This is a genomic window from Nostoc sp. CHAB 5715 (genome assembly GCF_020829685.1).
Lineage (GTDB): Bacteria > Cyanobacteriota > Cyanobacteriia > Cyanobacteriales > Nostocaceae > Nostoc.
This window is the reverse complement of the sequence record NZ_JAIVFR010000005.1, coordinates 1-23,974: the sequence shown is the minus strand read 5'-3', so window position 1 is coordinate 23,974 and position 23,974 is coordinate 1. Positions and strand designations below refer to the sequence as shown.

Sequence of the window (23,974 nt, the reverse complement as noted above, 5' to 3'; positions counted from 1 at the left end):
CGTCCGGTTAAACACAAGTCAATTGCGAACGGAGTGAAGCAATCGCTCCAGACGTTGTGATTGCTTCGTTTCACTTCGTTCCACTCGCTTTTGACATATCACAAGTAATTTATCGGACATGATATCATGCCCATTTTTATGCTTGGTTCTAAAAAATAGTGCGCTCGTGCTGAGTAAATCCGACAAGCTTTTGGTAATAAACGTTATGGGGGTGAACCTCCTTACGCAGGAGCTACACTAACGCCAGTTGTTGTTGAAATTGAATATATATACCGCCAGAGGATAGAGTAGGCTTGCAGTTTAATCTAGAGAAGCCTTTCCACATCCTTTTGTTTCTACTTGTACTCTAGAAAATTAACAAACATCCCCAGTTAGTTAAGCCTGCTTGAGAAGATGCTTGATCATATTGTCTTTGACCATTAACTGCCGCAGCAGTTCTAGAAGCAATTTTTGAGATTCTTCCTGGTTTAATCTCTTAATTTGCTCTTCGTAAAGTTTGAGGTTGAATTTCTGCTCTAAGTTAAGCTCCATCGGGATATCCATAGTTTTTACTCTCCGGTGTTTCGCAACATTAGCTTTATATATTCCCTAAAATTAAGGTTAACAAAAGTTACACCTGCTTGACAAGTGGACAGTTTTAGATAACGACGAATAAATCCACATGATGCTACTCATTGCAATACTGCGTAGGTTTTGGATAAAAAATAAAAATGTGTAGGTTGGGGAGCCACTGTGTTCATTGGTGTCAACTTAAGCCAGAAATAGCGTACTCGTTGGGTGTTGTTCGTCCGCCCACCGTTAAAACGGCGGTCTAATAGCCCAAGTCCATTAAAATGGACTAAAAATTCAGTCCTCTTCAGAGGACTTCAGCTATGAGCCGGGAATTTAAATTCCCGGCGGACGCTTGGTTTCACGTTAAGTTGACACCAATGCACTGTGTTGGGCGGGTTTCCCGACTTGAAGCAAGTGGCGCTTGAGGAACGAAACCCAACCTAAGAGGGGGGTTTGTTGGGTAACGCTTAAGCTCAACCCAACCTACGAATATTCAAAACCTACGCAGTATTGGGGAGGGGTGTACCTTCAAAACGTGCTGCCGTCGTTAGGCTCTTTAGAGTAATCCAAGTAAAAAAATGCCCAATTGTCATTGCGAATGGAGCGAAGCGGAATGAAGCAATCTCTGAGTCTTTGTGATTGCTACTCTTCGAGAACGCTTTCAGCGAACGCTCCACTGCGTTGCGCTCGCAATGACAGACTTTGGATCATTTATTTATTGGAACACTCTTACTTAAACCCCCAAACTTTGTTAAAACGATCTCAAATTCTCACGAATGATTTAGGACTGCTATATAACAACAGATACCTCGAAGTCATGTTGAAGTACTTGAAAGTCGTGTTGAGGTACTTGAAAGTCGTGTTGAGGTACTTGAAAGTCGTGTTGAGGTACTTGAAAGTCGTGTTGAGGTACTTGAAAGTCGTGTTGAGGTACTTGAAAGTCGTGTTGAGGTACTCCGAAGTCGTGTTGAGGTACTCCGAAGTTGTGTTGAGGTACTCCAAAATCGTGTTGGAGTACTTGAAACTTTGTCGCACCGCGATCAAGTACACAGTGCGTAGGCGTAGCCCGCACTTCGGCTGCGCCCTTACTTCGACTGCGCTCAGTACAAGTCGGCTACGCTCAGGACAAGCTCACTGACCACCGTAGGCATCGCTTTCATAAATCTCCACAAACAAAGGGTGAGCTTGACTTTTAAAACAGTCGCTACAATTATCCGCAAGCAGCGGAACGGGAACATTACCAATCATTTGCTTCGGACTGGCGTTCAATTTGCGCGATCGCTAGTTTAGCCAGAACCCGCACCACCTCTTGTTCGTCATTAAGTAGCGGCTGTAATGATTTTAATGCGGTGCGATCGCCAATTTTACCGAGAGAATTAATTGCTGCTTTCCTCACGTCTAAATCAGCATCTTGAATTGCTAAAATTAAATGCGGCACAGAGGGAGGATAATTTACTTGTCCCAAGGCTGCGGCTGCTTCAGTGCGGATGAGCGCTTCCTTGTCAGTCAGAGCAGAAACCAGAAGGTTGCAGGACTTTTCGTCTGACTGTTCTTGCGCCACATGACCAAAAGCCCCGATGACAGCACATCGGACATCCAAAGAGGCGGCGTTCAATGCTTTGTATAGATGGTCTGCTGCTTCCGATCCAATAAACGCCAACGCCCATGCGGCAAGACCTTTAATATCCTGTGGATGCTCGTCTGATGCTAAAATTCCCAACAACGCTGGTACAGATGCTTCTCCTGTTCTGGCCAACGCCCCGGCGGCTGAACTTCTGACTACGGTATCTTCATCATTCAGAAAAGCATGAAGCAAGTTTGGCACAGCACGCGGGTCAGAGATGATAGTGAGTGTCTTGGCAGCAGCCCGGCGCACAACTACATTGGAATGATTTGCTAGTGCTTCTACAAGAAATGGCGTTGCTGCTTCACCAATTTCACCCAAGGTTTCGGCAAACCGCAGTCGCACCATTCCCCGTGGATCTCCTAAACCCTCCACGAGTTGTTTAAGAACTTTTTGATCTGTAGAATCGAAGGTTTCTAGCGTAATCTGCTCATTTACCCTCTGAACCAGATCATCATTTTCAGCTTGCACTCGCAGGATGGGATCATCCACTGCTGGAGCTTTGGAGTTGAGCGATTGACTCATGACAAATTCCCTATCACCTTTATTGTTAAATGATCTAGTTACCAGATGCCAGAGTAGATAGCTGCTGTCGTAGTGACTCAATAGTTGCATCTAACTGGGCAAGCTGAGGTTGCAGGCTAGCAAGTGCTTGTGCCTTCATAATTTTGGCACGCTGCGCCATTGACAGGGTATCGTTAACCAGGCGTTCCCGATATTCTTCTAATTGAGCGATCGCTTCTGTCAGTTCTTCAGGGCTGGCTTGAGCGTTTGAGGTGAGTTCTGTAGTATCAGCCATATCCGTTGTGTTTCCTAAAACTAGATTTAAAATGCCCATGTTCGATTTTCTCAGATTCAGTTACCAATAGACAAACCTTTTCGATCGTCCTGGTTCTACCTTTGACCAGAAATAAAAAGGTACAGAGCAACTAAATTAGGACTTACGCACTGTAGAAATGCATCGTGATGTGCATTACCTAAAATAGGAAGTTTTCAGGCTTTTCTTAATTATCCTGCGATCGTAAATAGACCATGCTGTAGGGGCACGAGCCAGCTCATTGGTGTCAACTTAACGTAAAAACCATGTCCCGCAAGGAACTGAAGTTCCTTGCTAATAGCGAAAGTCATCTAAAGATGACTAAATAATCTGAAAAATCTTTAGTCTACTTCAGTAGACTTTAGCTATGAGCCTTGAACTTTAGTTCGAGGCGGGTGAGGAAGCTAACAGTTAAGCTACTTTTAGCTTAAGTTGACACGTATGAGCAATGCTGTGCCCCTACGAAAGATTTATTGAATTTTGAATACTTCGGCTACGCTCAGTACAAGTTTTGAATTTTGAATTCGGAGCGAAGCGACGTGACTTTTGACTTCCCCAAAGGGGCTGACTTTATCTAATCGCTGATGCCAGCTTTCTTTCCAAATCGAATAAAAACCCGTGAATATATTCTTCTGTCCACTCAGCACCGTAAAAACGGGTGAACATTCCCCGTGCTGGGTCTTTTTCTGCTCGATAGCGGAGATAACGCAGTTGAGCCTGTTCAATGTCTGCTAAATATTGGGAGTCGGTTATCGGTTGCGCTTGGTCAACAAAATCCAGGTAGGCTTGTAGATAGTCAATGAACGCTGCAAACACATGGGTTTCCACTACCTCAGTTTGCTGGGGGCGCGTCCAGAGAAAGGCGGGTGAGAAAAAGGGCTGGGCTTCTTCGGGAAAGTCGCCCCCCCAAGGTAGATGCTGCTGATGGGCGTGAAAAGTTGCCAGGATAGGCTGGGTATACTTTGCCTGATACCCCAAATCATCCCGAAATAGGGGTTGCATATCGAGGGCAATTAAATGCCCTCCTGGCAAGGTAACTAAATCTGCGCCAAAGAAGGGCAAATCGTAATTCAGATGGGGGAAAATAACGAAATTTAATACTTGAAGTGAGTTACCCCCCTGTACATGGGCGGCTCGAATTTGCCGGAGTTTGGTAGTTTGATAGGCATAGCTAGTCGTTAAGACCTCTTGGTGATGTTTGCCTTTGCCCACTGTTGCTTGCTTCGACTCAAACCCTTGAGGAATTGCATAAGGCTGCAAATTCAAACGTTCCTGCAAAAGCGCGATCGCGTAATCTAAAAATGGCTGATAGAGAGTCAATTTCGCTTCGCTCCCAATTCAAAATTCACGCATTCAAAATTCAAAATTAACTATTTTTGTTGTAGTGATGTCGATTTAAATCACTATTTGGCTGCACTAGCTACTAATGGCACAGCATCCTCAAACAAAAATTCATGCAAAAATCGCTCTGACCATTGATGTCCAAAGTAGCTACTGAATAAACCAGATGCAGGATCGCGATCGGCACTATATTGATCGTAGTCTTTTTGGGCTTTGACAATCCGTTGAATGTCTGATCGGTCGATCAGAGGTTCAGCTTGGGCTAGCATCTGCCAGTACAAATTCAGATAGTCTTTGAATGCCTCAAAGACCCTCGTTCTGACTGTTTCTGCATCGGTTTTGGCAAATAATAGATATTTTGAGAAGTACTGATTAGCATCGTAAAATTTCATTTCCAAGCCTTGTGCCAAGTCTGGATATTTATCATGCAATGTCTGCAATGGATGTATGTACTTTCTCAAGTAAGCTTCATCTTGAAATAAAGGCTGGAAATCCATCACAATCAGGTTTTTCACCTGACCGAAAGAGAGAAAATCAATGCCGAGTAAAGGCAAATCATAGTGATGACTGGGATAAATCACACTATTAAAAATCTGGGCACTTGCGCCTGCATCAATGTATGTATAGCGAATTTTCCGCAACTGTGGGCACTGATAGCACCAACTCTGAATTGTGGCGGGATTTCTGCCGCGATCGCTCACCTGATACTCTAGTCCTGGGGGAATTGGGCGACTCTCTAATGTAAACCGTTGCAAAAGCCATTGTTCCAGATGCTCAAGGAAGCACTTATACATAAAATTTCTAGACTAATTTGCTTTAACCCCAGAGAATACGGGATACCCAGATACGCCGTCTCGAATATGTTAAACAAAGTAACGATCCTTAACGTTAGTATTAGGTGATGGTGCAATGCCTACTGATGGCGATCGCCAGAATTATGGACTAGTAGTCTGGCAAGTCAACAATGCGCTTGTGAGGGTGGGGAGTAGGGAGTAGGGAGTGGGGAGTAGGGAAAGGTTTTTTCGTGTTGTCAAATTTTTGGATACCCTTCAAACTTCGCTTGCCAGACTACTAGTCTCTATTTGCAATTAAGGAGAATGTTCATGAGTTCTATCCGAAAAGTCTTGCAGACACTATGTCTGATTGTTTTTTTTGCATTCTGCCTTCCTTCAGGAATCGCTCATAGTGTAGAAGTTACATCTTTGGTAGGAAGTCCTACGCAATTAACGGTTGCCACCTTCAATGTCGAAAACCTTGATCCTAAAAAGGAAAACGTCTCTAAGGTTGATGAAAATACGACCAGAAACGTCGATGATGATGTGAAAAGCGGTAAGTTTACAGCTTTGGCAAACCAGATTGTTACTAATCTTGAAGCACCAGACATTATTGCTTTGCAAGAAATACAAGACAATGATGGAGCTGAGTTGAGTTCAGTGGTTGATGCTAGTCTGACTGCTGAGACTCTGATCAGTTCTATCCAATCTGCGGGAGGCCCAGCCTATGAGTATCAAGAAATTCCTCCTGAGAATGGACTGGATGGAGGCCAACCAGGTGGAAATATCCGGGTAGGCTTTTTGTTCAATCCTCAACGAGTTAAGCTACAGAAACTTGAACGCTTTGCGGATGATCCGGCTTTTTTAGAAAGTCGCAAACCTTTAGTGGGTGAATTTACTTTCAACAATATTCCCATCACCCTGATAAACAATCACTTTGCTTCTAAAAGCGGGGGAGCGGCTTCCAACCCAAAACGGATAAAGCAGGCAACAATTGTTAATGAATTTGTTGTAGATCGCTTAACTACTGACCCAAATGCAAATATCGTTGTTCTTGGCGATCTGAATGATACTCCAGACTCCCAGCCGATAAAAGTTCTTGAAGGAAATAAGCTAGAAAATTTGGTAAATAAAATTCCACCGGCAGACCGCTTTTCTTATGTCTTCCGAGGGAGTAAAGAACAAATTGACCAGATCCTGATTACCCCAAACTTACTTGATAATGGAAATCCTGAAATAAATGCTGTTCATGTTAACGCAGGTATTTCTAGGTCAGCCAGCGATCACGACCCTGTGATTGCTCGATTTACTCTCTCAGCTCTTAGTGAGTCTACTCCTATTCCATCAGCGCCAGTTAGCAGTCCTGAACCAGCAGTTACACCAAATCCTGTACATTAGTACTTTTCAAAAAGCGCGCTCCTGAACCAATGGTAGAAATTCCGTTTCCCGATGAATTTCGCATTGGCAATGTCTTTTGTATGGTTGTATTCGATCTAGACTACGAAAATATCGAATACGGCTACCGGATGGATGGGCCTTTTAATCCTAAAGAAGGTCACTGGTTTGACAACAGCAAAATCCTTCTAGACCCTTACGCCAAAATCATTGGTGGTCGGGATGTTTGGGGAACTCCCCCAAACTGGGATGATATTTATCAGCATCGCGCCCGTCTGGCGTTCGACGACTTTGACTGGGAAGATGACCGACCTCTGGAAATCCCACCGGAGGATCAGATTATCTATGAGATGCACGTCCGTGGCTTTACCCGCCATATTTCCTCCGGGGTGAAGCATCCGGGAACTTTTGCTGGTATCCGCGAAAAAATTCCTTACCTCAAAGAGTTGGGGGTCAACTGTATCGAATTGATGCCTGTTTATGAGTTTGATGAATTTGAAAACAGCCGCCCCAAACCGGAAAGTGAGGAATTACTGTTAAATTACTGGGGCTACAGTACTGTGGGCTTTTTTGCCCCCAAGGCTGGTTATGCGACCACCGGCAAGTTTGGGATGCAGGTTGATGAGCTGAAAGCCCTCGTCAAAACACTGCATAGAAACGGCATTGAGGTGTTTCTGGATGTTGTCTTCAACCATACGGCGGAAGGAAATGAGCGTGGCCCGACAATTTCTTTTCGGGGGATTGACAACAAAACATACTATATGCTTACACCGGATGGGTATTACTATAATTTCAGTGGCACTGGCAATACGCTCAATTGCAACAACCCAATTGTTCGCAGCATGGTGCTTGACTGCCTGCGCTACTGGGCGAGTGAATATCACATCGATGGCTTCCGCTTTGACCTGGCCTCGATTTTGGGACGTGACCCTTGGGGTAAGCCACTGGCTAACCCACCATTACTGGAATCGCTAGCATTTGACCCAATTTTAGCTAAGTGCAAACTAATTGCCGAGGCTTGGGATGCAGGCGGACTCTACCAAGTTGGCTCCTTCCCCGCCTTTGGTCGGTGGGCGGAGTGGAATGGCAAATATCGTGACGGAATTCGGAAATTCCTCAAGGGAGATTCGGGGCGAGTCGGAGACATGGCACAACGGCTACAAGGTTCGCCAGACCTCTATGCTGGGGCAGGTCGTGGCCCTGCCACATCAATTAATTTTGTTACAGCCCACGACGGTTTTACCTTAACGGATTTGGTTTCTTATAACGAGAAGCATAACGAAGTTAACGGTGAAGACAACAATGATGGGTGTAACGATAACGACAGTTGGAATTGTGGTGCAGAAGGATGGACTGAGGATCAGGGAATTCTGACCTTACGCCAACGGCAGATGAAAAATGCGATCGCTATGCTAATGGTAAGTCAAGGTGTGCCGATGATTCTCATGGGCGATGAGATGGGGCGCTCTCAGTGCGGCAACAACAATACTTATTGCCACGACAATGAGCTGAACTGGTTGGACTGGAATCTGTTGGAATTAAATACCAACTTATTTCGATTTTTCAAACACTGCATTGCTTTCCGCAATGCTCACCCGGTTCTGAGAAATCAATACCATTTTCGCAATGTAGATTATGTTGGCAGCGGCTATGCAGATATTACCTGGCATGGCACCCAAGCTTGGAATGCTGACTGGTCACCTTACAGTCGTACCTTGGCTTTTATGCTCTGTGGGAAACATGCCAAGGAAGGGACGGTTCAAGACAACTACATTTAGGTAGCGATGAATATGCATCATCGAGCGCATTGGTTTGAAATTCCTGGCTTGCGAGATGGGATGAGATGGTATGTGTTTGCCAACACAGGCGTTATTCCACCAAAAGATATTTGGCAGCCTGGGACAGAACCGATACTAGAAAATCAATCTGGATTAATTGTAGGCGATCGCTCTGTAGTCATTCTTGTGGGCAAATGAAATTGCTCACGAATCAAAAGCTAATTACAAATTTAAAGGAGAAAATTATGGCTTTCAACGCAATTCTAGAAACAAGTAACGATGTCGCTAAAATCACTTTATCTGGAGAACTGGATGCGTCTACAGCACCAGTATTTAAGGAGAAGGTAGAGGAAGCAGCAAGGCAAAATGTCAAACGTTTGGTTTTGCTAGTGCAAAACTTGGAGTATATGTCCAGTGCGGGTTTAAGGGTGCTAATTTTTGCTAAACAAAAAATCGGAAACAAGGTTGACATTTATATAGTAGGCGCTCAAGAAATGGTTAAAGATACTATTGAGAATACCGGCTTCCACTATAGTGTAGTAATGCTCAGTGAGTATAACGAACCTGAAATAGAACATGTTTAGGAAAGTCAAAATCTCAAAAATACTTTGATTTTTTGGCGTTGTTGAATAGAAATGTGAATTAGTTTCACCCTCCAGACGCAAAGGACGCAGAGAGAGCAAGAACAAGGCCTTCATATAGCAATCCTAAATCATTTGTGAAAATTATATATCCCTTTCTTCTTTCTTCCCTTTGCGTCCTTCTCTAACGAGACGCTGCGCGAATGCGTTCTTCTCTACGAGACGCTACGCGTTGGCGGAAGCCGACGCACCAGAAGGCGGTTCGTTTCCTTGTCTATATTTTTCACGAATCAAATAGGACTGCTATAATGTGGTCTAAATAAATCAAAACTGCTATTGCAAACTCTTACTCTCTGTGTCTGGAGCATGAAATAAAAAATAAGTCTATTCATTTGAAAACTACTATAAATAACGACTCATGGTTAATAATGATGGAACTATTAACTGTATCAGATTCTTTGGATTCTTTAAAAGCGATCGCCGACTATGTGATGGCGGCGGCGGCGGCGGCTGGCTTAAATAAAAAAGCCTCCTATAAATTGCGTTTGGCGGTGGACGAAATCGCCACTAATATCATCGTTTACGGCTATCAAGAAGCAGGTCACTCAGGAGTATTAGATTTGCAAGCCGAATTCAACGAACAAACCCTAACAATCTCAATGGAAGATACTGGTGTCCCTTATGACTCTAGCCAAACAGAAATCCCGAATGACCTAAATCAGCCATTGGAACAGCGACATATAGGTGGGTTGGGAGTGTATCTGGCTATTCATGGCGTTGATAAGTTCATCTATGAACGGGTTGGTAACCGGAATCGCAACATTTTTATTGTGAATAGAACTATAGGAATCGTATTTGATTTTTGAAATTATTTACGTAGGCGGGGAGTGGGGAGTAGGGAGTAGGGAATAAGGAATTAGGCTTTTCGAGTTGTACCGAGCTTTTTCAGAAATCAAATATTAGTCCTATAGGATCACCGAAGCTGTTATTGGTTAGATATGAAAGTCGTATACAAATTGAATGTTTGACAGATGAGGAGCAGGTGTCTGTATTCAGATGTTGACATAATATAACGTATTGGCATGGCTTCCATTCTCGCCCATTTCATAAATGGTAATCTTTTGGATTGTACCTACAATATTTGAAGTAAATACTTTAACAGTATTTATCATATCTGCTTCGTCTTGAATTCGAGACTTATCGATACTTCTGCCCAAAGTAATATGAGGATGAAATACATCTCCAATATATCTATATCCATATTTACAATAATTTTCTTTCTCTAAATTACTGTAGTTAGTAGTGTCTTTTTGTCTATCTTCTTGTGTCAGATACATCGAATCTTTGAGCTGCTCAAAAACAAATCTGTGAGCCTCACAAAACATGATATTTGGGCTTAAGGTCAAAAAATACCAGCCAGGTGGCTGATATTCTAATTCAGACAACTTAAACTCTAAAGAGTATTTTTGCTGTGTGCAATAATCACGCAGATCAGAAATCAAGTTAAGCCAATTGAAGTTATTTTTAAATCGACCTTGAAGAAGTGTAATGTGTGGTAGATTAAATTCAGTTCCCAATAAAGGGCGAAGTGAGCAAAAAGACATTACTTCTTTCTGCAACTCCACAAGATACTGATTCACCTGGGCGCTTGGAACCATTGCAACACCAACTTTCATAGTTTCACCTATCAACAAGAGACTTCTAAGGAAAAGCGTTCGCCTCTAAAACGACTAATTGTATACTCAAACAAGTAGTCATGCTGATCGCGAACTTGGCTTTTAGTAACTAGCAAAGGCAGGCTGGGGGCAATTTTTAGAAGCTTTGCCTCTTCTTTAGAAGCTAGTTCAGTTTCAATCTGGATATGAGCGCGACGCGGCTGAATTCCATAATAGTTTTGTAGCAAACTATATAAGGAGGTGGCTCTATAAATCAGCACTTCTAAGTCAGGAAATCTTTCTGAAATTAGATAGGAAGTACTGATACATAAAGGTTCCATATCAGGTATAGTAGTACCTGTCATTGCTGGCGTCGCTGCCCGAAGAAATTTAATTTTGAGTATAGAAGTCCCTACATTTGTTTCCAATAAATTAGAAAATTGAGGGCTTGCAGTAATTATTTTGCTACTCAGAATTCGGATGCAAGGAAGATAGCCCAAATTGAACAAACTTTCAGTAAAGCTAGTTTTGGAGTTGAGAGAATAATCAATCTTTTTTTTCTTAACAAAAGTTCCACGTCCTTGCTGTCGGCAGACCAAATCCATCTCAACTAAAGCTGTAATTGCCTGACGGGCAGTAAGTCGATGAACCTTGTATTGCGTAGCTAATTGATTCTCTGAAGGTAAGCGATCGCCCGGCCCATAAACCCCAGCCTGGATATCTGCAATTAACTTTTGGGCAATTTGATTATAGATAGAGCAGTCTTGACATTGTTGGTTCATAAAAATTGAAATTCAGATTATTAATCTGAATAAGAAGGTTTGAAAAAATATTTAGAAAATAGTACAATTAGCTGAGAAACTTGAATTACTATTGATAATATGTAGTTCAAGTTCTTCTGGAAAGTTTTAACTGTTAGTAAAAGAATGCTTTATGGATATAACGCAAACATTTTATTAATAATTAAAGCTTGATAGTATTAATTTTGCTTATCACTAATTAGTAAAAATCAGTTTCTGAATTTATCTGGTTATTTATACTTTTTGTTTTATGAGAATAAAAGAATTAAATTAAAGCTAGTAATAAAGCAAACTAGCATATTATGTACTGAATAACCTATGACACTAAGCCGAATTAGTCAGAATTCAGCTTAGTCTCACATCGCTAAAAACTATTTCTGTAAAATAATTATCACTAAAAACCACAGTGATAAACTATTTTTCCGGCTACCCAGGTTATTGTTACTTGAGGCAATCCATTCACAACTTCTACTGCTAATAAATCAGCTCGTTTAGCTACTGCAATTTCTCCGCGATCGCTTAACTTTAAAGCTTGAGCAGGGTTATGAGTAACTAAAGCGATCGCTTGCGGTAAATTTAACTCGGAAATCTCTAAAAGCCGGAATACAGCAGCAAGTAAAGTTCCAGGAGCATAATCAGAACATAAACAACTTGCAACTTGATGATGAACTGCCTCAATCGCTTTGATTGAGCCACTTTGACTTTGACCTCGCAGAATATTAGGTGCGCCAAAAATTGTGAACATTCCAGCAGCTTTAGCAGCTTTTGCAGTCTCTAAATTGATGGGAAATTCACTCAATTGCACTCCCATATTTGCTATAGTTTGTACTCGTTCTGGGGTATCATCATCATGACTAGCAACTGAAACATTTTGGTGCAAAGCTTTAGAAATTAAAGTCTCAATCCGTGATTTTGCACCTTCAGCATTTTGAACTTTATTATTTGCCATTGCCTCCGCTTCCGCAGCGCTTTTCTTGTAAGTTCGAGAAATATAATTCTGATAAGCTTGTAAATCCTTAAATTGTCCTTGTCCCGGTGTATGATCCATCAAAGAAACTAAATGAATATATTTTTCAGCTAGCAAATCTAGAAGTATTGGTAAGCCAGTAGGATCGGTAATTTCATAGCGACAATGAACGTGATTATCGACTAGTGCATAGGGCTGGTAAGCATGAATTGACTGCACAACTTGAGACGCAATATCATTATTCCGAACGCCTAACTCCTCATGAGCAAAAGAAATTGCATGAAAGGGAGTCGTAATCCCTGCCATTGCATTGCGTTTATCGATTTGTGCTACAGCAAAATTCATCGGGAATAAAGCACCAGGACGCGGTTCTATTTCTTTTTCAATGGCATCGCAGTGTAAATCAATTATCCCTGGTATCAGAATTTTACCATTTAAATCAATGACTTCAGCACCACAGGTAGCTACTGGATTAATAGCAGCGATCGCGTCATCTTCTATAAGCAGTGAAGCATCATCTAGTACCTCATCTGATAAAACAATCCGCACATTTGTTAAATAAGTCCTCATAGCATTTACTAACTCTTTAAATTTTTCAAAACATTTAACGAAATCACCAACAACATATCTACTGCAATGGCACAAGGAAGGAGATGAACACGATTAAAAGTAGGAACGCAAACAGTAATTTTAGGCATATTATAGCGGTTCTCGACCCAGTGAGGTCAAAATTGTACCTCACTTCCATTCCTCTCTTCCTTTTAGGAAAGAGGCTTTGAAATTTTCCCCCTTCCCGCGACGAGTTGGGGGTTAGGGGGTTAGGTCTATTTGCCTAGCTGTACCTCACTGGATTGAAAATGGCTATATATACTAATTTAGCAAATATAGTGAATAAAAATTCTATATCAATTGCTAATTTAATCCATCGCCAATAAAGCTATATTTAGCAAAGAGTTATTTGAATTTTATTCATGCTCATATAATGGATGCAGGAAAGTTCCTTGGAATACCTAGTTATAGCCGAGAGCAAAGGTTCACGGCTATGTTCATTCATTGGATTGTTGACGGGAAAATAATTGAAACCTGGCGAAAGGCTGATAAACTCGTATGACAGGGAAATTAGAGGAAAAAGTAGCAATTATCACTGGGGCTTCAGCAGGAATTGGAGAAGCAACTGCGATCGCTTTGGCTTCAGTTGGAGCAACAGTAGTTCTTGCTGCTAGGCGTGGCGATCGCATTCAGGCATTGACACAACGTATCGAAGCTAGTGGTGGCAAGGCATTGCCCATTGTCACTGATGTAACTGACGAAACCCAGGTAAATAACTTGGTGGCAAAGGCAAATGCAGAATTGGGAAGGGTTGATATCCTTGTGAATAATGCAGGGATTGCCTTACTAGGAACCATTGAAGCTGGGAATAGCTCAGACTGGCGGCGATCGTTTGACCTCAACGTACTAGGACTGCTATATGCTACTCATGCTGTTTTGCCTCTTTTGAAGGCGCAAAAATCGGGGCATATAGTCAATATCTCCTCAGTGGCTGGTCGGACAGCGCGGGCGGGCGTCGGTGTTTATAATGCTACCAAATGGGGTGTCAATGCCCTCTCGGAAGCATTGCGCCAAGAAGTCCACAAAGACAACATCCGCGTCACCATCATCGAACCAGGTTTGGTGGATACGGAAATTGACAGCCAAATTACTGATCCCGTTGCCAAACAACGGATCGAAGAACGACGCAAGGCAATTACACCTCTGCAAAGCGAAGACATTGCTGCTGCGATCGTTTACGCTGTTACCCAACCACCGCGCGTTAATGTCAACGAAATCCTCATTCGACCAACGGGACAAGAACACTAGACATAGGAGTGAAAAGAATGTAGAGACGTAGCATTGCTACGTCAAGACAAGGGTTCTATAGCGATCCTTGCAGGAGTTGTAAAAAAATTCACCCCCCGGCTAACGCCGTCCCCCCAAAGCATCGGGGGACTACAGGGGAGTTATAACTATCTCAAATTCTCACGAATGATTTAGGATTGCTATATAGCGCTTCTGGGTTGAGTTAAATACAGACCTAACCCCCAGCCCCTTAAGAGCTAGCGTTGGGGAGTATGATTCAAAGCCTCTCTCCTAAAAGGAAGAGAGGAATGGAAGTGAGGTCAGAGTATATTGCATACAACTGAGAACCGCTATAGATAACGCATATTTAATTTCTAGAGATGTCTACTAAATAATATCGTGTCCGGTTAAAGACTTATCATTAAGACCAGTGGTACTAATACCGCACACAAAAATCTCTACGCAGGTTTCGATATAATCCTCACAGCTATAGCTGCCTTGATTGCAATTTGCACTACGGCACAGCATTCCAGCTAATAACATTCCTTTAAACATATCAACTGCTGGAAATATATCAAGGTCTGCTCTGACAGTGCCTCGTCTCTGACTCGATTGCAGGTAAGCTACCAGTTTTTCCCCTAAAGGCTTGGCAGCTTCTTGAATCACTTGTTTCGCTGCCTCAGGATGACGTTTGGCTTCTCCAATGAAGGTACGAATTAAGTCTTCCTGTGCCTCTAGCATAGTATTGTAAAGATGGGCATACTGTATTAAATCAATTTTTAGATCCTGCGTCCACCCTTGGGGGTGTGCAAGGGCTTCTATTTGGAGTGCCAAGGCGTTTTTGATGACTGCTCCCAAAAGTTGTTCTTTGCTAGCAAAGTGGCGAAATAAAGTCACCTCATTCACACCAGCAACACGAGCTATTTCACGGGTTGTTGCTCCTTGAACACCTAAACTGGCAAATACCTGCGAGGCGGCTTCTATCAAACGTGTACGGGTGAGAGTTGATGACCGGATGGTTTTATTCATTTATGCTATAGGAATCGTATTTGATTTTTGAAATTATCTACGTGGGCGGGGAGTGGGGAGTGGGGAGTAGGGAGTAGGGAATTAGGCTTTTCGATCTGTACCGAGCTTTTTCAGAAATCAAATATTAGTCCTATAGTAGGGCCGACACTGCGTGTTAAGCCAAATGACCTCATCACTATCAACCTGATTAACGCCCTACCACCAGAACCAAAACCGGAACAAGAAATAAGCATGAATAAGCCCCACGGCTTCAACACGACTAACATACACACTCACGGACTTCATGTTTTATCGACAGGCAATTCTGATAATGTGCTGAAGGAAATGCCGCCAAAGGAAAAGGAGATAGACCCAGACCCGAACTACAATATTGGTGTTAAATTACCTCTGAATCATCCATCGGGTACATTTTGGTATCATCCGCACAAACATGGTTCAACTGCTTTACAAGTGTCTAGTGGAATGGTTGGAGCCATAATTGTTGAAGGTGGTGGACTGGATGAAATACCTGCAATCAAGAACGCCAAAGATCAGATATTTGTATTTCAGCAGATAACTTACGATACCAAAGGCGAAATAGATGAAAGTTACAACGGTTTCGGAACAGACTTGAATCAATCTGCGTGGTCTTTATCAGGTCGTCAAACCACTATCAATGGTCAAATTTACCCAACACTCAGAATAAAGCCCGGAGAAATGCAACGTTGGCGGTTTATCCATGCTGGTGTTCGTGATGCCTTGAATCTGTCACTAAGACCTGTATCTATATCTAAAAGAATTAGAACCCAACCTAAATTTCATGAAATTGCTATAGATGGAATTGCGCTCGGCACAATTGACTCTTGGTCAACCCTCGAACTTGAACCTGGCTATCGTAGCGATGTGCTAGTTCAATTTCCTAGTCCTAAAAATCCGTTAGTTCAAGAGTACGAACTTGTAGACATTGCTACACCGCCAAAAAAATCACTACTAGGCGTTGCGGAAGATGAAGAAATACTTGCAAAGGTGATAGTAGAAGGTGATGCTGTGCCACTAAATGATGACACCAACCCAGAATTGCCAAGAAAGGAAAAGGATAAAAATAAAGATAAATTCTTGGCAAAATTATTTGAGGCAAAACAGAAAGATGCACCACCAGACATTACCAGAATAGATGGACGCCAAGAAGTCCTGTTCGATATTCAATTCCCTAAGTTTATGATCAATAGTACACCATTTGATATCAATGACCCCAACCCCATCACTTTGCAACTTAAAAAAGCTGATGAGTGGGTTCTTAAGTCAGCGTCAGCTAATCACCCTTTCCATATTCACGTTAATCCCTTCCAGTACACCCGAAAAGATCCTAATGGAAACGACGAGGTAATTTGGCGGGATACACTCTTAGTGAGAAAGGGTAAAGATGAAATCATTAAGAGCCGTTACGATTTATTTCCTGGCAAATTCGTCCTTCATTGCCATATCCTAGACCACGAAGACCAAGGAATGATGAAAGTCGTTCAAATAATTGAATAACGCTTAATTAGCTCAACAGAACAACCCCACAGATTTATCCGTGGGGTTGCAACTAGTACCGCAATTCGCAATTACGTTTTGTGATAAGGTCTAAATCCCCGTCACAAAACGTGAAGCTGTGCGCCTCTACCAAGGTATTTGTATCAATCTTAAAGTTAAACGATATGAGAATCTAGGGCTATTTCATTCTCATCTAGCCCGCCTCAGAATAAATTCTGAGGCTAATAGCAAAAGTCGTCTAAAGACGACTAGAAAGGCTTTTAGTCCTCTAAGCGTGGACTTGGGCTATAAGAGAAAGAGAGGAACTTTAGTTCTGGGCGGTTTATGTATAGAACGAAATAGCTCTGGATACCCATCTAGTAAACCAATAGTAACAACAGCTACCATCGCATCGGCTAAAGAAGGATGAGACGAAGCACGCTAAAAATTTATTTTTATAACTGAAAATTTTATTTTATTTCTGTGTTAAGTAGCTTTCACTATTTTATCTGTATAATCTATCATTCAGTCTAAATTATCGAATGTATAATCTATCATTCAGTCTTATTGATTATTGACCTCTGTTACTTATTGATCGGTTGAAATTTAGGTATTAAGACATCTTTTTTTAAGACATAACATACCACTCACGTAGTAGTTATTTATTAACGGAATTTGAAAAGTTATGTAAGCATACTCTATCCTAGACATTGCCTGAACTTGTGCTTCAAAAATCATGAGCCATTATATGAATAGTTAGCACGTTTACGGCACTCTCTATGTCTGAAGACTTATTAAACTCCTTTCAAGAAGCATACAGCAATCTGGAACTGTTTCCGTTGATGGAACGGAACGAAATGGAAAGATTTAGAGTCGAATATGGTGATGATTTGATTGCAGACCTGAACCAATTAGTGGAAGATAGTCCTAATGGAGATGGCAAAATTGTCTTTACAGGACATCGGGGATGTGGTAAGTCTACTTTGTTAGCTGAGTTTAGCCGACAAATTCAAGATAAATATTTTGTAGTTCTGTTTTCTATTGCCGATAAAATTGAAATGTCGGCGGTTAATCATATTAATATACTGTTTGCGATCGCAGTTAATTTAATGACAGAGGCAGAATCACGCAAAGTTGATATTCCGCAATCCACTAAAGAAGCTCTTTATAAGTGGTTTGCTACCCGCACTCGCACTGAAGAATCAAATTTGCAAGTAGAAGGTAGTATAGGTTTTGACCTCTTAAAATTGATTAGCTCTAAATTAAAAGCTGATGCTAGCGTTCGGGATGAAATTAAGCAAGAGTTTGAACGCAAGTTATCAGATTTAGTTGCCAGAATTAATGAAATTGCTGCTTTAATTCAAGCTGCAACTAAACAAAACGTTTTAGTAATTATTGATGATTTAGATAAACTTGACTTAGGCAGAGTTAATGAAATTTATCGAGATAACATCAAAGCTCTTTGTCAACCTAACTTTCAAATTATTTATACTATCCCGATCGCAGTCCTTCGGGAAACATTTATCAGCACAATAATTGCCACTGAAACCAACGATCAGGTTGTGGCAATGCCTGTGTTAAAAATTTTTGATAAAGGTAAAAATCGCTTCCCTAATGCCCAACCTCGCCCGGAAGCAACAAAGATTCTCGGTGAAGTTTTACAAAAGCGAATTTCCAGTGAATTAATCACGGCAGAAACTGCTGAAAAAATTGTGATTTACAGTGGTGGCGTATTGCGAGAGTTAATTCGGATTTCTAAGGAATGTTGCCGTATATGTTTGCGAATGATCCGGCGAAATCCCACAGCCGAAGTTATCATTGATGATAAAATTCTCCTGCAAGCAATCAATAAAATTCGCAATGATTTTTCTATCCGTTTAGGAAAGGTTGATATAGATATTTTGCAGAGTGTTTATGAACAATTTATGCCCAATGACCCCAAACAAGCAGAGTTTTTGGATTTGCTACACGGGCTGTATGTTCTAGAATATCGCACTGATGAAACTTGGTATGATGTTCATCCAATTATTATCGAAAGCTTGAAAAGACAGGGAGCAATTAATGTTAAGTGAAGAATTCTTAGATGATGAAGGAGAAAATCAAGATGCGTATGATGATTTAATTGTTTCTATTGAAGCTCAAAAGTGGGGATTAAATCTACTGATTGCAGTTTGCGATGATGCTAGCTTTCGTGATCAGATTATTGCCCAGTATGAAGCCGAACTACAACCCACCTTCCGTGCATATCGAGTGACTTTAGCACGTCAGGAACCAAGCCTAAAAGCTGCTCTTAACCAACTGGTACAACAAGAAGAATATCTTCGTCAGCAAAACCCGGCGGTGATTACTGTGACGGGTGCTGAACAACTTTATTTTCTCAGATTGGGAAATGAGCAATCGGAACAGGAGAAATTTTTTGGTTACTTACAGTGGACAAGGGAAGGATTGCGCGAATTTCCGTTTGCGATCGTGCTTTGGGTAACTAACCAAATATTAGTCAACTTGATTAAAAAAGCCCCTGACTTTTGGAGTTGGCGCAATGGTGTATTTCGGTTTGAATCTAAAAAGACGAATGCTATTCCTGGTAAAGAACTAGAGCATATACGTTTTGTTTTTAGAGACACAGAATTAGCCAGCACAGATACTAATGAAGATAACTCCTTTTTCTTGCCCATTCAAGATTTACAAGGGTTAATCGAGAAAGTAGAACAGGAACAGGGAACTAAAAACCGCAGTTTGGCTACTTTATACTCAAGATTAGGTGATATTTACCGCAGCAGATTAGAGCGGGGTGAGTCTCAGAATTATCAAGAAGAACAAGAACTAGCAATAAAGTATTGGCGTAAGGCAATTGAGCTACAAAATGAATCAGGTTTGCAGATAGATTTAGCTACTAGCCTCGACAATTTAGCAGGAATATATCGTGCAACAGGAAACTACAGCGAAGCCGAACCATTATATCAACAAGCTTTAGAATTGAGGAAATGCCTACTAGGAGAGAACCATCCTTCTTTTGCTACTAGCCTGAATAATTTGGCGGGACTCTACAAATCTACTGGACAATATACTAAAGCGGAACTTTTATATCAAGAAGCTTTGGAACTGAGGAAACACCTGTTAGGAGAAAACCATGCCGATGTTGTCGCCAGTCTCAACAATTTGGCATTACTATATGATGAACAAGGACGTTATGAAGAAGCAGAACCTCTGTATCTGCAATCATTAGAACTCGAAAAACGTTTGGTTGGCGAAAATCGTCTTTCTTTGGCTTTTATACTGAATAATTTAGCGCTACTTTATTATCATCAAGGACGTTACAGTGAAGCTGAACCGTTGTCGCTACAAGCAATAGAACTAGATAAGCGATTTTTGGGAGAAGAAAATCCCGATGTTGCAACAGATTTGCACAATTTAGGATTGATATACCGCGCTCAAGGACGCTACGATCAAGCTGAATCTTTGTTTTTGGAATCATTGGAACTCAAGCAACGTCTATTGCAAAAGGCGCATCCGCTTTTAGCAGATACTATCTATGCTCTTGGTTATATGTACAGAGAACAGGGGCGTTACAATGAAGCGGAACCTTTATGTATAAAAGCCTTAGAACTTGATAAGCACCTATTGGGAGAAAATCATCCCAATGTTGCTGAAAGTCTGAATAATCTGGCAGAAATTTATCGTGAAACTGGACGTTACAGCGAAGCAGAACCGCTTTATTTACAAGCTTTAGATATTTGTGAACGAGTCTGGGGTGTAAATCATTTTCGTAGTGTGGCTGTTCGGGAAAATTTAGAAAAACTTGCCGTAGCAATGCGGGAGAATTAAGGTCAGAAAATCTCACGCAGAGACGCACAGGTGCAGAGAAAAGGATTGAGTTTTACAGCTATTTTCAGGTAAATAGACCACGCGGTAGGGGCACAGCAATGCTCATACGTGTCAACTTAAGTTAAAAATCGCTTATCTGTTGGCTTACACGCCCGCCCAGAAATGAATTTCAGGGCTCATAGCTAAAGTCTACTGAAGTAGACTAAAGATTTTTCGGATTATTTAGTCATCAAAAGATGACTTTCGCTATTAGCAAGGAACTTCAGTTCCTTGCGGGACATGGCTTTTACGTTAAGTTGACACCTATGAGCTGGCTCGTGCCCCTATGATAGATGTGGTTCAAATACATGAAAACTGCTGTAAGACAGTCGCTAGAGTCATTTGATTTTTAGTTGGGTAGCAGGGCTATTTCGTTCTAGACATAACCGCCCAGAACTAAAGTTCACAGGCTAATAGCCCAAGTCCACTTTAGTGGACTAATATCATGTCCGCTTGATTACTTATCAAACCCGAAGAACCCCAAAGAGCCAAAGCTACGCTTTGTCTCCCCTAAGAGCTTGCGGGGAGGGGATTAAGGGGAGCCAGTGCGGTCTTGGGGTCTCCCCAAGTGGAGCATCTGGCGTGTGGGGTGCAATGACTGTGGGAATCATAACTAATTATGCGGACATGATATAAAAGCTTTTCTTAGTCGTCTTTAGACGAATGAGTGCTATTAGCCTTAGAATTTATTCTGAGGCGGGCTAGATGAGAATGAAATAGCCCTGCAATTTATCGGGGGGTTGGGGCGATCTTCGCTTAATAAACAAGCTAACCGAACCGTATAGCGCTTCTCTGTTGAGTACAATACAGACCTAACCCCCAACCCCTTCCCTACAAGGGAAGGGGAGTAAAATTCAAAGCCTCTCTCCTTTTAGGAGAGAGGTTTGGAGAGAGGTCAAAGTGTATTGCTTCCATTCGAGAACCGCTATATTGAAATATATTCAGATAGTGAACTGAACCAGCTTAACTTCTGCCTTCACGTTTGCGTGTTCCGTCCAGTCTGTAACAACTTCCGCCAAGGCTTTTGTAACTTCTGCCTTCACGTTTAAGTGTTCCGCGCAGTCTGTAGCAACTTCTGTCTTGGCTGTAGCAGCTTCCGCTTTGACGTTTCCGTGTTCCGCGCACCCTGTAGCAGCTTCCGCTTTGACGTTTCCGTGTTCCGCGCAGTCTGTAGCAGCTTCCGCCTTGACGTTTCCGTGTTCCGCGCAGTCTGTAGCAACTTCCGCTTTGACGTTAAGCTGTTCATTACAAGCGTAATGTGCGTCAAAGCGTGATTTTGCTTACTAGTTAAAGAATGTAGAGACGTTGCAATGCAACGTCTCTACATCTGGGTTATTGCATGAGAATTTGACGGATTAAAATGCTCATAACCTCATCTGGGTTATCGGTTCGTTGCAGTGGACTCCAGTCGCCAGCACTGGCGTAGCCAATTACCTGTAAATAGTGGATTGTGCTGGTAACGGCTTTGGGAGAACCAATGAGTAGATGCTTTATGCGTTCTCTCTTGCGAAATGAACGTTCAGGCAATTGATTGCCGATGGGTGGACTGGAATCGTCGCCAGGCAGATATTGTTCTAATTTTGACTGGGCGGAATTTTTCAATTGTGCCATTATTGTATTCATACTCCGATTTTGGGGTTGAGATAAGGGCGATCGCACACTTCTTTGCGGGATGAGGCGATCGCCTTTATCGATCTTGGGGTTTAGATAAGAGCGATCGCTGTCTTCTTTGTGGGATTGGGCGATCGCTTTTATCATATTTTTATTTTAAGGTATAAAATTATACTTGTCAAGCGCTATTTGCAGAATTTTTATTAATGATTCTCAAGTTTTAACGGCAATAAATTATGCATAATTTGAGTAAAATTAATTATTTCTGTGGTGTTAAATATCAGAAATTTCTTAATTGTTTAGTTTTTATTTGAGTAGCGATCGCCTTTTACCCAAGCCAGGTTTACACTATATAATTGCGTTATCGGAAATCGGATCGTCAGCCGTTGGAGTTTAAGAACAAATGCGATGTCTGACGACAAGCCCTTCGGGTTCGGGGGGTCGCAATCGACGGGAACATCCCATTTTTTATTTTTCAACGAGAGTATAACTGTCATTGCGAGGAGGTACGACGAAGCAATCGCATAGACTTGTTCTTAGTGCAAGATTTTGCGATTGCTTCACTGCACTTCGTTTCGTTCGCAATGACGTTGCAAAAAAGTGGGATGCTCCCGATCGCTTATACTCTCAAGAAACACTTGCCCAAAGCCTTATAATAAAATCGAGCTTTTGATTAATGAAGTGTTTCTTTCATTTGTAGCGAGGAGGTTTAATATTTTTGACTTTTGACTTCCCCCTCGTGGGGCGCTCACTCTTATCAACAGACTTTCGTCTACAAATCCAAAATGGCAGAAGACTCGAAAGACCAAAACGCTCCCTTGACGCTAGAAGGGTTTTGGAAAATCCTAGATTCAAAGCTTGTCAGTTTAGGAACACCTGCGGCTTTGATTGGGGTTGCACTTGATTTCGCACGCAAGTCTCAATGGAAAGAAGCTGGACTTTGCGTGGTAGGAGGGTTAGCTCTGTGGATACTCATTCAGGTTGCTAATAAGCTGGCTCCACGTATAGATAAATTGCTGGACTGGATATTAAATAATGCTGAAAAAAGATTTTTGGATTTGTGGGCAAAGGTAACCTCTGACTTTGAAGGCAAATATTATGAACGACTAAAGTTTGACTGTCGGGAGTATGAAATTCGGGGAATCAACCGAGGAACGTTGCAACTGGAAAATCTTTTTGTTCCTCTGAAAATTGCCCAGACATCTGCCGAAAACGTTTCTCAAAATATTATTCAGAATAAACAGGCATTTGATCCACTCAAACAGCAAGAAATTGGAGACATTCTTGTACTGATGACAGGGGATATCAAGCAACGTCTGGTGATTTTGGGTGCGCCTGGTTCGGGAAAATCAACACTCCTCAGACATATCACTTTGTTATATGCCACACGCAAACAACGCCGATTACATCGAAAAGTTCTGAAGCTAATTCCTGTTTTACTGCAACTGCGAAATGTCTACCAAGATATTATCCAAGAACCACAGCCACCTCTAGCATTAGTAATTGAGAATGCTGTTAAAAAACTGCAATCTAGCCAACCTCTAGAACCACGTCAAAATTGGTTTGCTAAACGGCTTCGTCAAAATAAGTGTTTGGTTATGCTTGATGGATTAGATGAAATTGCTGATGATGCTCAACGACAACAGGTAAGCCAATGGGTGAGTAAACAAATCGATGAATATCCTAACACTCCCTTTATTTTGACTTCACGCCCAGAGGGTTACAAAAAAGCACCACTGCAAGGTAATTTCCTAGAATTAGAAGTACAGCCATTTACTCGTGAGCAACGCAATAAATTTATTCAAGACTGGTATAAGTGCCGCAAAAAAGAGGGAAATAACAGCATTCTCAATTACT

The 23,974-nt window shown here is 41.7% G+C and carries 21 protein-coding genes; 11 read left to right on the top strand and 10 right to left on the bottom strand.

Going from position 1 to position 23,974, the window contains the following annotated elements; translation table 11 throughout:
- Positions 1-375 precede the first annotated feature (375 nt).
- On the bottom strand, positions 376-543 hold the full coding sequence (locus tag LC574_RS00695) for an NblA/ycf18 family protein (protein WP_229451033.1): 168 nt from the start codon (positions 541-543) through the stop codon (positions 376-378).
- Positions 544-1,369: 826 nt separating this feature from the next.
- Between LC574_RS00695 and LC574_RS00690 the strand changes: the two genes are divergently transcribed.
- A complete protein-coding gene (locus LC574_RS00690; protein ID WP_229451032.1) occupies positions 1,370-1,690 on the top strand; it encodes a hypothetical protein in 321 nt (106 codons plus the stop codon).
- A 99-nt stretch (positions 1,691-1,789) separates the two neighbouring features.
- Here the strand turns inward: LC574_RS00690 and LC574_RS00685 are convergent, their stop codons facing one another.
- The 4 genes from LC574_RS00685 to LC574_RS00670 all read right to left on the bottom strand — a co-directional run bounded on the left by LC574_RS00685 (position 1,790) and on the right by LC574_RS00670 (position 5,128).
- Positions 1,790-2,701, bottom strand: coding sequence for a HEAT repeat domain-containing protein (locus LC574_RS00685; protein WP_229451031.1), 912 nt, complete (start codon positions 2,699-2,701; stop codon positions 1,790-1,792).
- Between the two features lie 34 nt (positions 2,702-2,735).
- A complete protein-coding gene (locus tag LC574_RS00680) occupies positions 2,736-3,014 on the bottom strand; it encodes a hypothetical protein (protein WP_229451030.1) in 279 nt (92 codons plus the stop codon).
- Between the two features lie 549 nt (positions 3,015-3,563).
- Positions 3,564-4,313 (bottom strand): phycoerythrobilin:ferredoxin oxidoreductase, encoded by a 750-nt coding sequence (locus tag LC574_RS00675; protein WP_229451029.1) that lies wholly within the window; start codon positions 4,311-4,313, stop codon positions 3,564-3,566.
- Between the two features lie 83 nt (positions 4,314-4,396).
- A complete protein-coding gene (locus tag LC574_RS00670) occupies positions 4,397-5,128 on the bottom strand; it encodes a 15,16-dihydrobiliverdin:ferredoxin oxidoreductase (RefSeq protein ID WP_229451028.1) in 732 nt (243 codons plus the stop codon).
- A 309-nt stretch (positions 5,129-5,437) separates the two neighbouring features.
- Here LC574_RS00670 and LC574_RS00665 point away from each other — a divergent pair, with 309 nt between their 5' ends.
- The 5 genes from LC574_RS00665 to LC574_RS00645 all read left to right on the top strand — a co-directional run bounded on the left by LC574_RS00665 (position 5,438) and on the right by LC574_RS00645 (position 9,727).
- Positions 5,438-6,505 carry an endonuclease/exonuclease/phosphatase family protein gene (locus tag LC574_RS00665; RefSeq protein ID WP_229451027.1) on the top strand — a complete coding sequence of 356 codons (1,068 nt, stop codon included), beginning with the start codon at positions 5,438-5,440 and terminating at the stop codon, positions 6,503-6,505.
- Between the two features lie 29 nt (positions 6,506-6,534).
- Positions 6,535-8,280, top strand: coding sequence for a glycogen debranching protein GlgX (gene glgX, locus LC574_RS00660; protein WP_229451026.1), 1,746 nt, complete (start codon positions 6,535-6,537; stop codon positions 8,278-8,280).
- 12 nt (positions 8,281-8,292) lie between these two features.
- Positions 8,293-8,478, top strand: a complete 186-nt coding sequence (locus LC574_RS00655) for a hypothetical protein (protein ID WP_229451025.1) — start codon at positions 8,293-8,295, stop codon at positions 8,476-8,478.
- Between the two features lie 47 nt (positions 8,479-8,525).
- Entirely contained in the window at positions 8,526-8,864 is a 339-nt protein-coding gene (locus LC574_RS00650; RefSeq protein WP_229451024.1) for an anti-sigma factor antagonist, read from the top strand.
- A 425-nt stretch (positions 8,865-9,289) separates the two neighbouring features.
- The gene (locus tag LC574_RS00645) at positions 9,290-9,727 is read left to right on the top strand and encodes an ATP-binding protein (RefSeq protein ID WP_229451023.1); all 438 of its coding nucleotides are present in this window, start codon (positions 9,290-9,292) and stop codon (positions 9,725-9,727) included.
- Positions 9,728-9,913: 186 nt separating this feature from the next.
- Here LC574_RS00645 and LC574_RS00640 read toward each other — a convergent pair whose 3' ends face one another.
- The 3 genes from LC574_RS00640 to LC574_RS00630 all read right to left on the bottom strand — a co-directional run bounded on the left by LC574_RS00640 (position 9,914) and on the right by LC574_RS00630 (position 12,853).
- Positions 9,914-10,537: a hypothetical protein gene (locus tag LC574_RS00640; RefSeq protein WP_229451022.1), complete on the bottom strand. Its 624-nt coding sequence runs from the start codon at positions 10,535-10,537 to the stop codon at positions 9,914-9,916.
- Positions 10,538-10,548: 11 nt separating this feature from the next.
- Positions 10,549-11,298, bottom strand: coding sequence for a GntR family transcriptional regulator (locus LC574_RS00635; protein WP_229451021.1), 750 nt, complete (start codon positions 11,296-11,298; stop codon positions 10,549-10,551).
- Between the two features lie 412 nt (positions 11,299-11,710).
- Positions 11,711-12,853: an alpha-D-ribose 1-methylphosphonate 5-triphosphate diphosphatase gene (locus LC574_RS00630; protein ID WP_229451020.1), complete on the bottom strand. Its 1,143-nt coding sequence runs from the start codon at positions 12,851-12,853 to the stop codon at positions 11,711-11,713.
- Positions 12,854-13,390: 537 nt separating this feature from the next.
- On the opposite strand from LC574_RS00630, the gene LC574_RS00625 reads away from it, so the two are divergent.
- Positions 13,391-14,140: an SDR family NAD(P)-dependent oxidoreductase gene (locus LC574_RS00625; RefSeq protein ID WP_229451019.1), complete on the top strand. Its 750-nt coding sequence runs from the start codon at positions 13,391-13,393 to the stop codon at positions 14,138-14,140.
- Between the two features lie 366 nt (positions 14,141-14,506).
- On the opposite strand, the gene LC574_RS00620 is transcribed toward LC574_RS00625, so the two are convergent.
- Entirely contained in the window at positions 14,507-15,148 is a 642-nt protein-coding gene (locus LC574_RS00620) for a TetR/AcrR family transcriptional regulator (protein ID WP_229451018.1), read from the bottom strand.
- A 27-nt stretch (positions 15,149-15,175) separates the two neighbouring features.
- Here LC574_RS00620 and LC574_RS00615 point away from each other — a divergent pair, with 27 nt between their 5' ends.
- From LC574_RS00615 to LC574_RS00605, 3 genes are all read left to right on the top strand, one after another.
- On the top strand, positions 15,176-16,663 hold the full coding sequence (locus LC574_RS00615) for a multicopper oxidase family protein (protein ID WP_229451017.1): 1,488 nt from the start codon (positions 15,176-15,178) through the stop codon (positions 16,661-16,663).
- Positions 16,664-17,421: 758 nt separating this feature from the next.
- Positions 17,422-18,714: an ATP-binding protein gene (locus LC574_RS00610; RefSeq protein WP_229451016.1), complete on the top strand. Its 1,293-nt coding sequence runs from the start codon at positions 17,422-17,424 to the stop codon at positions 18,712-18,714.
- Entirely contained in the window at positions 18,704-20,467 is a 1,764-nt protein-coding gene (locus tag LC574_RS00605) for a tetratricopeptide repeat protein (protein WP_229451015.1), read from the top strand. Before LC574_RS00610 ends, LC574_RS00605 begins: the two co-directional genes overlap by 11 nt.
- Positions 20,468-21,838: 1,371 nt before the next feature.
- Here the strand turns inward: LC574_RS00605 and LC574_RS00600 are convergent.
- The gene (locus LC574_RS00600) at positions 21,839-22,117 is read right to left on the bottom strand and encodes a hypothetical protein (RefSeq protein ID WP_229451034.1); all 279 of its coding nucleotides are present in this window, start codon (positions 22,115-22,117) and stop codon (positions 21,839-21,841) included.
- Between the two features lie 785 nt (positions 22,118-22,902).
- Here LC574_RS00600 and LC574_RS00595 point away from each other — a divergent pair.
- A partial coding sequence (locus LC574_RS00595; RefSeq protein WP_229451014.1) for an NACHT domain-containing NTPase occupies positions 22,903-23,974 on the top strand: 1,072 nt, incomplete at its 3' end.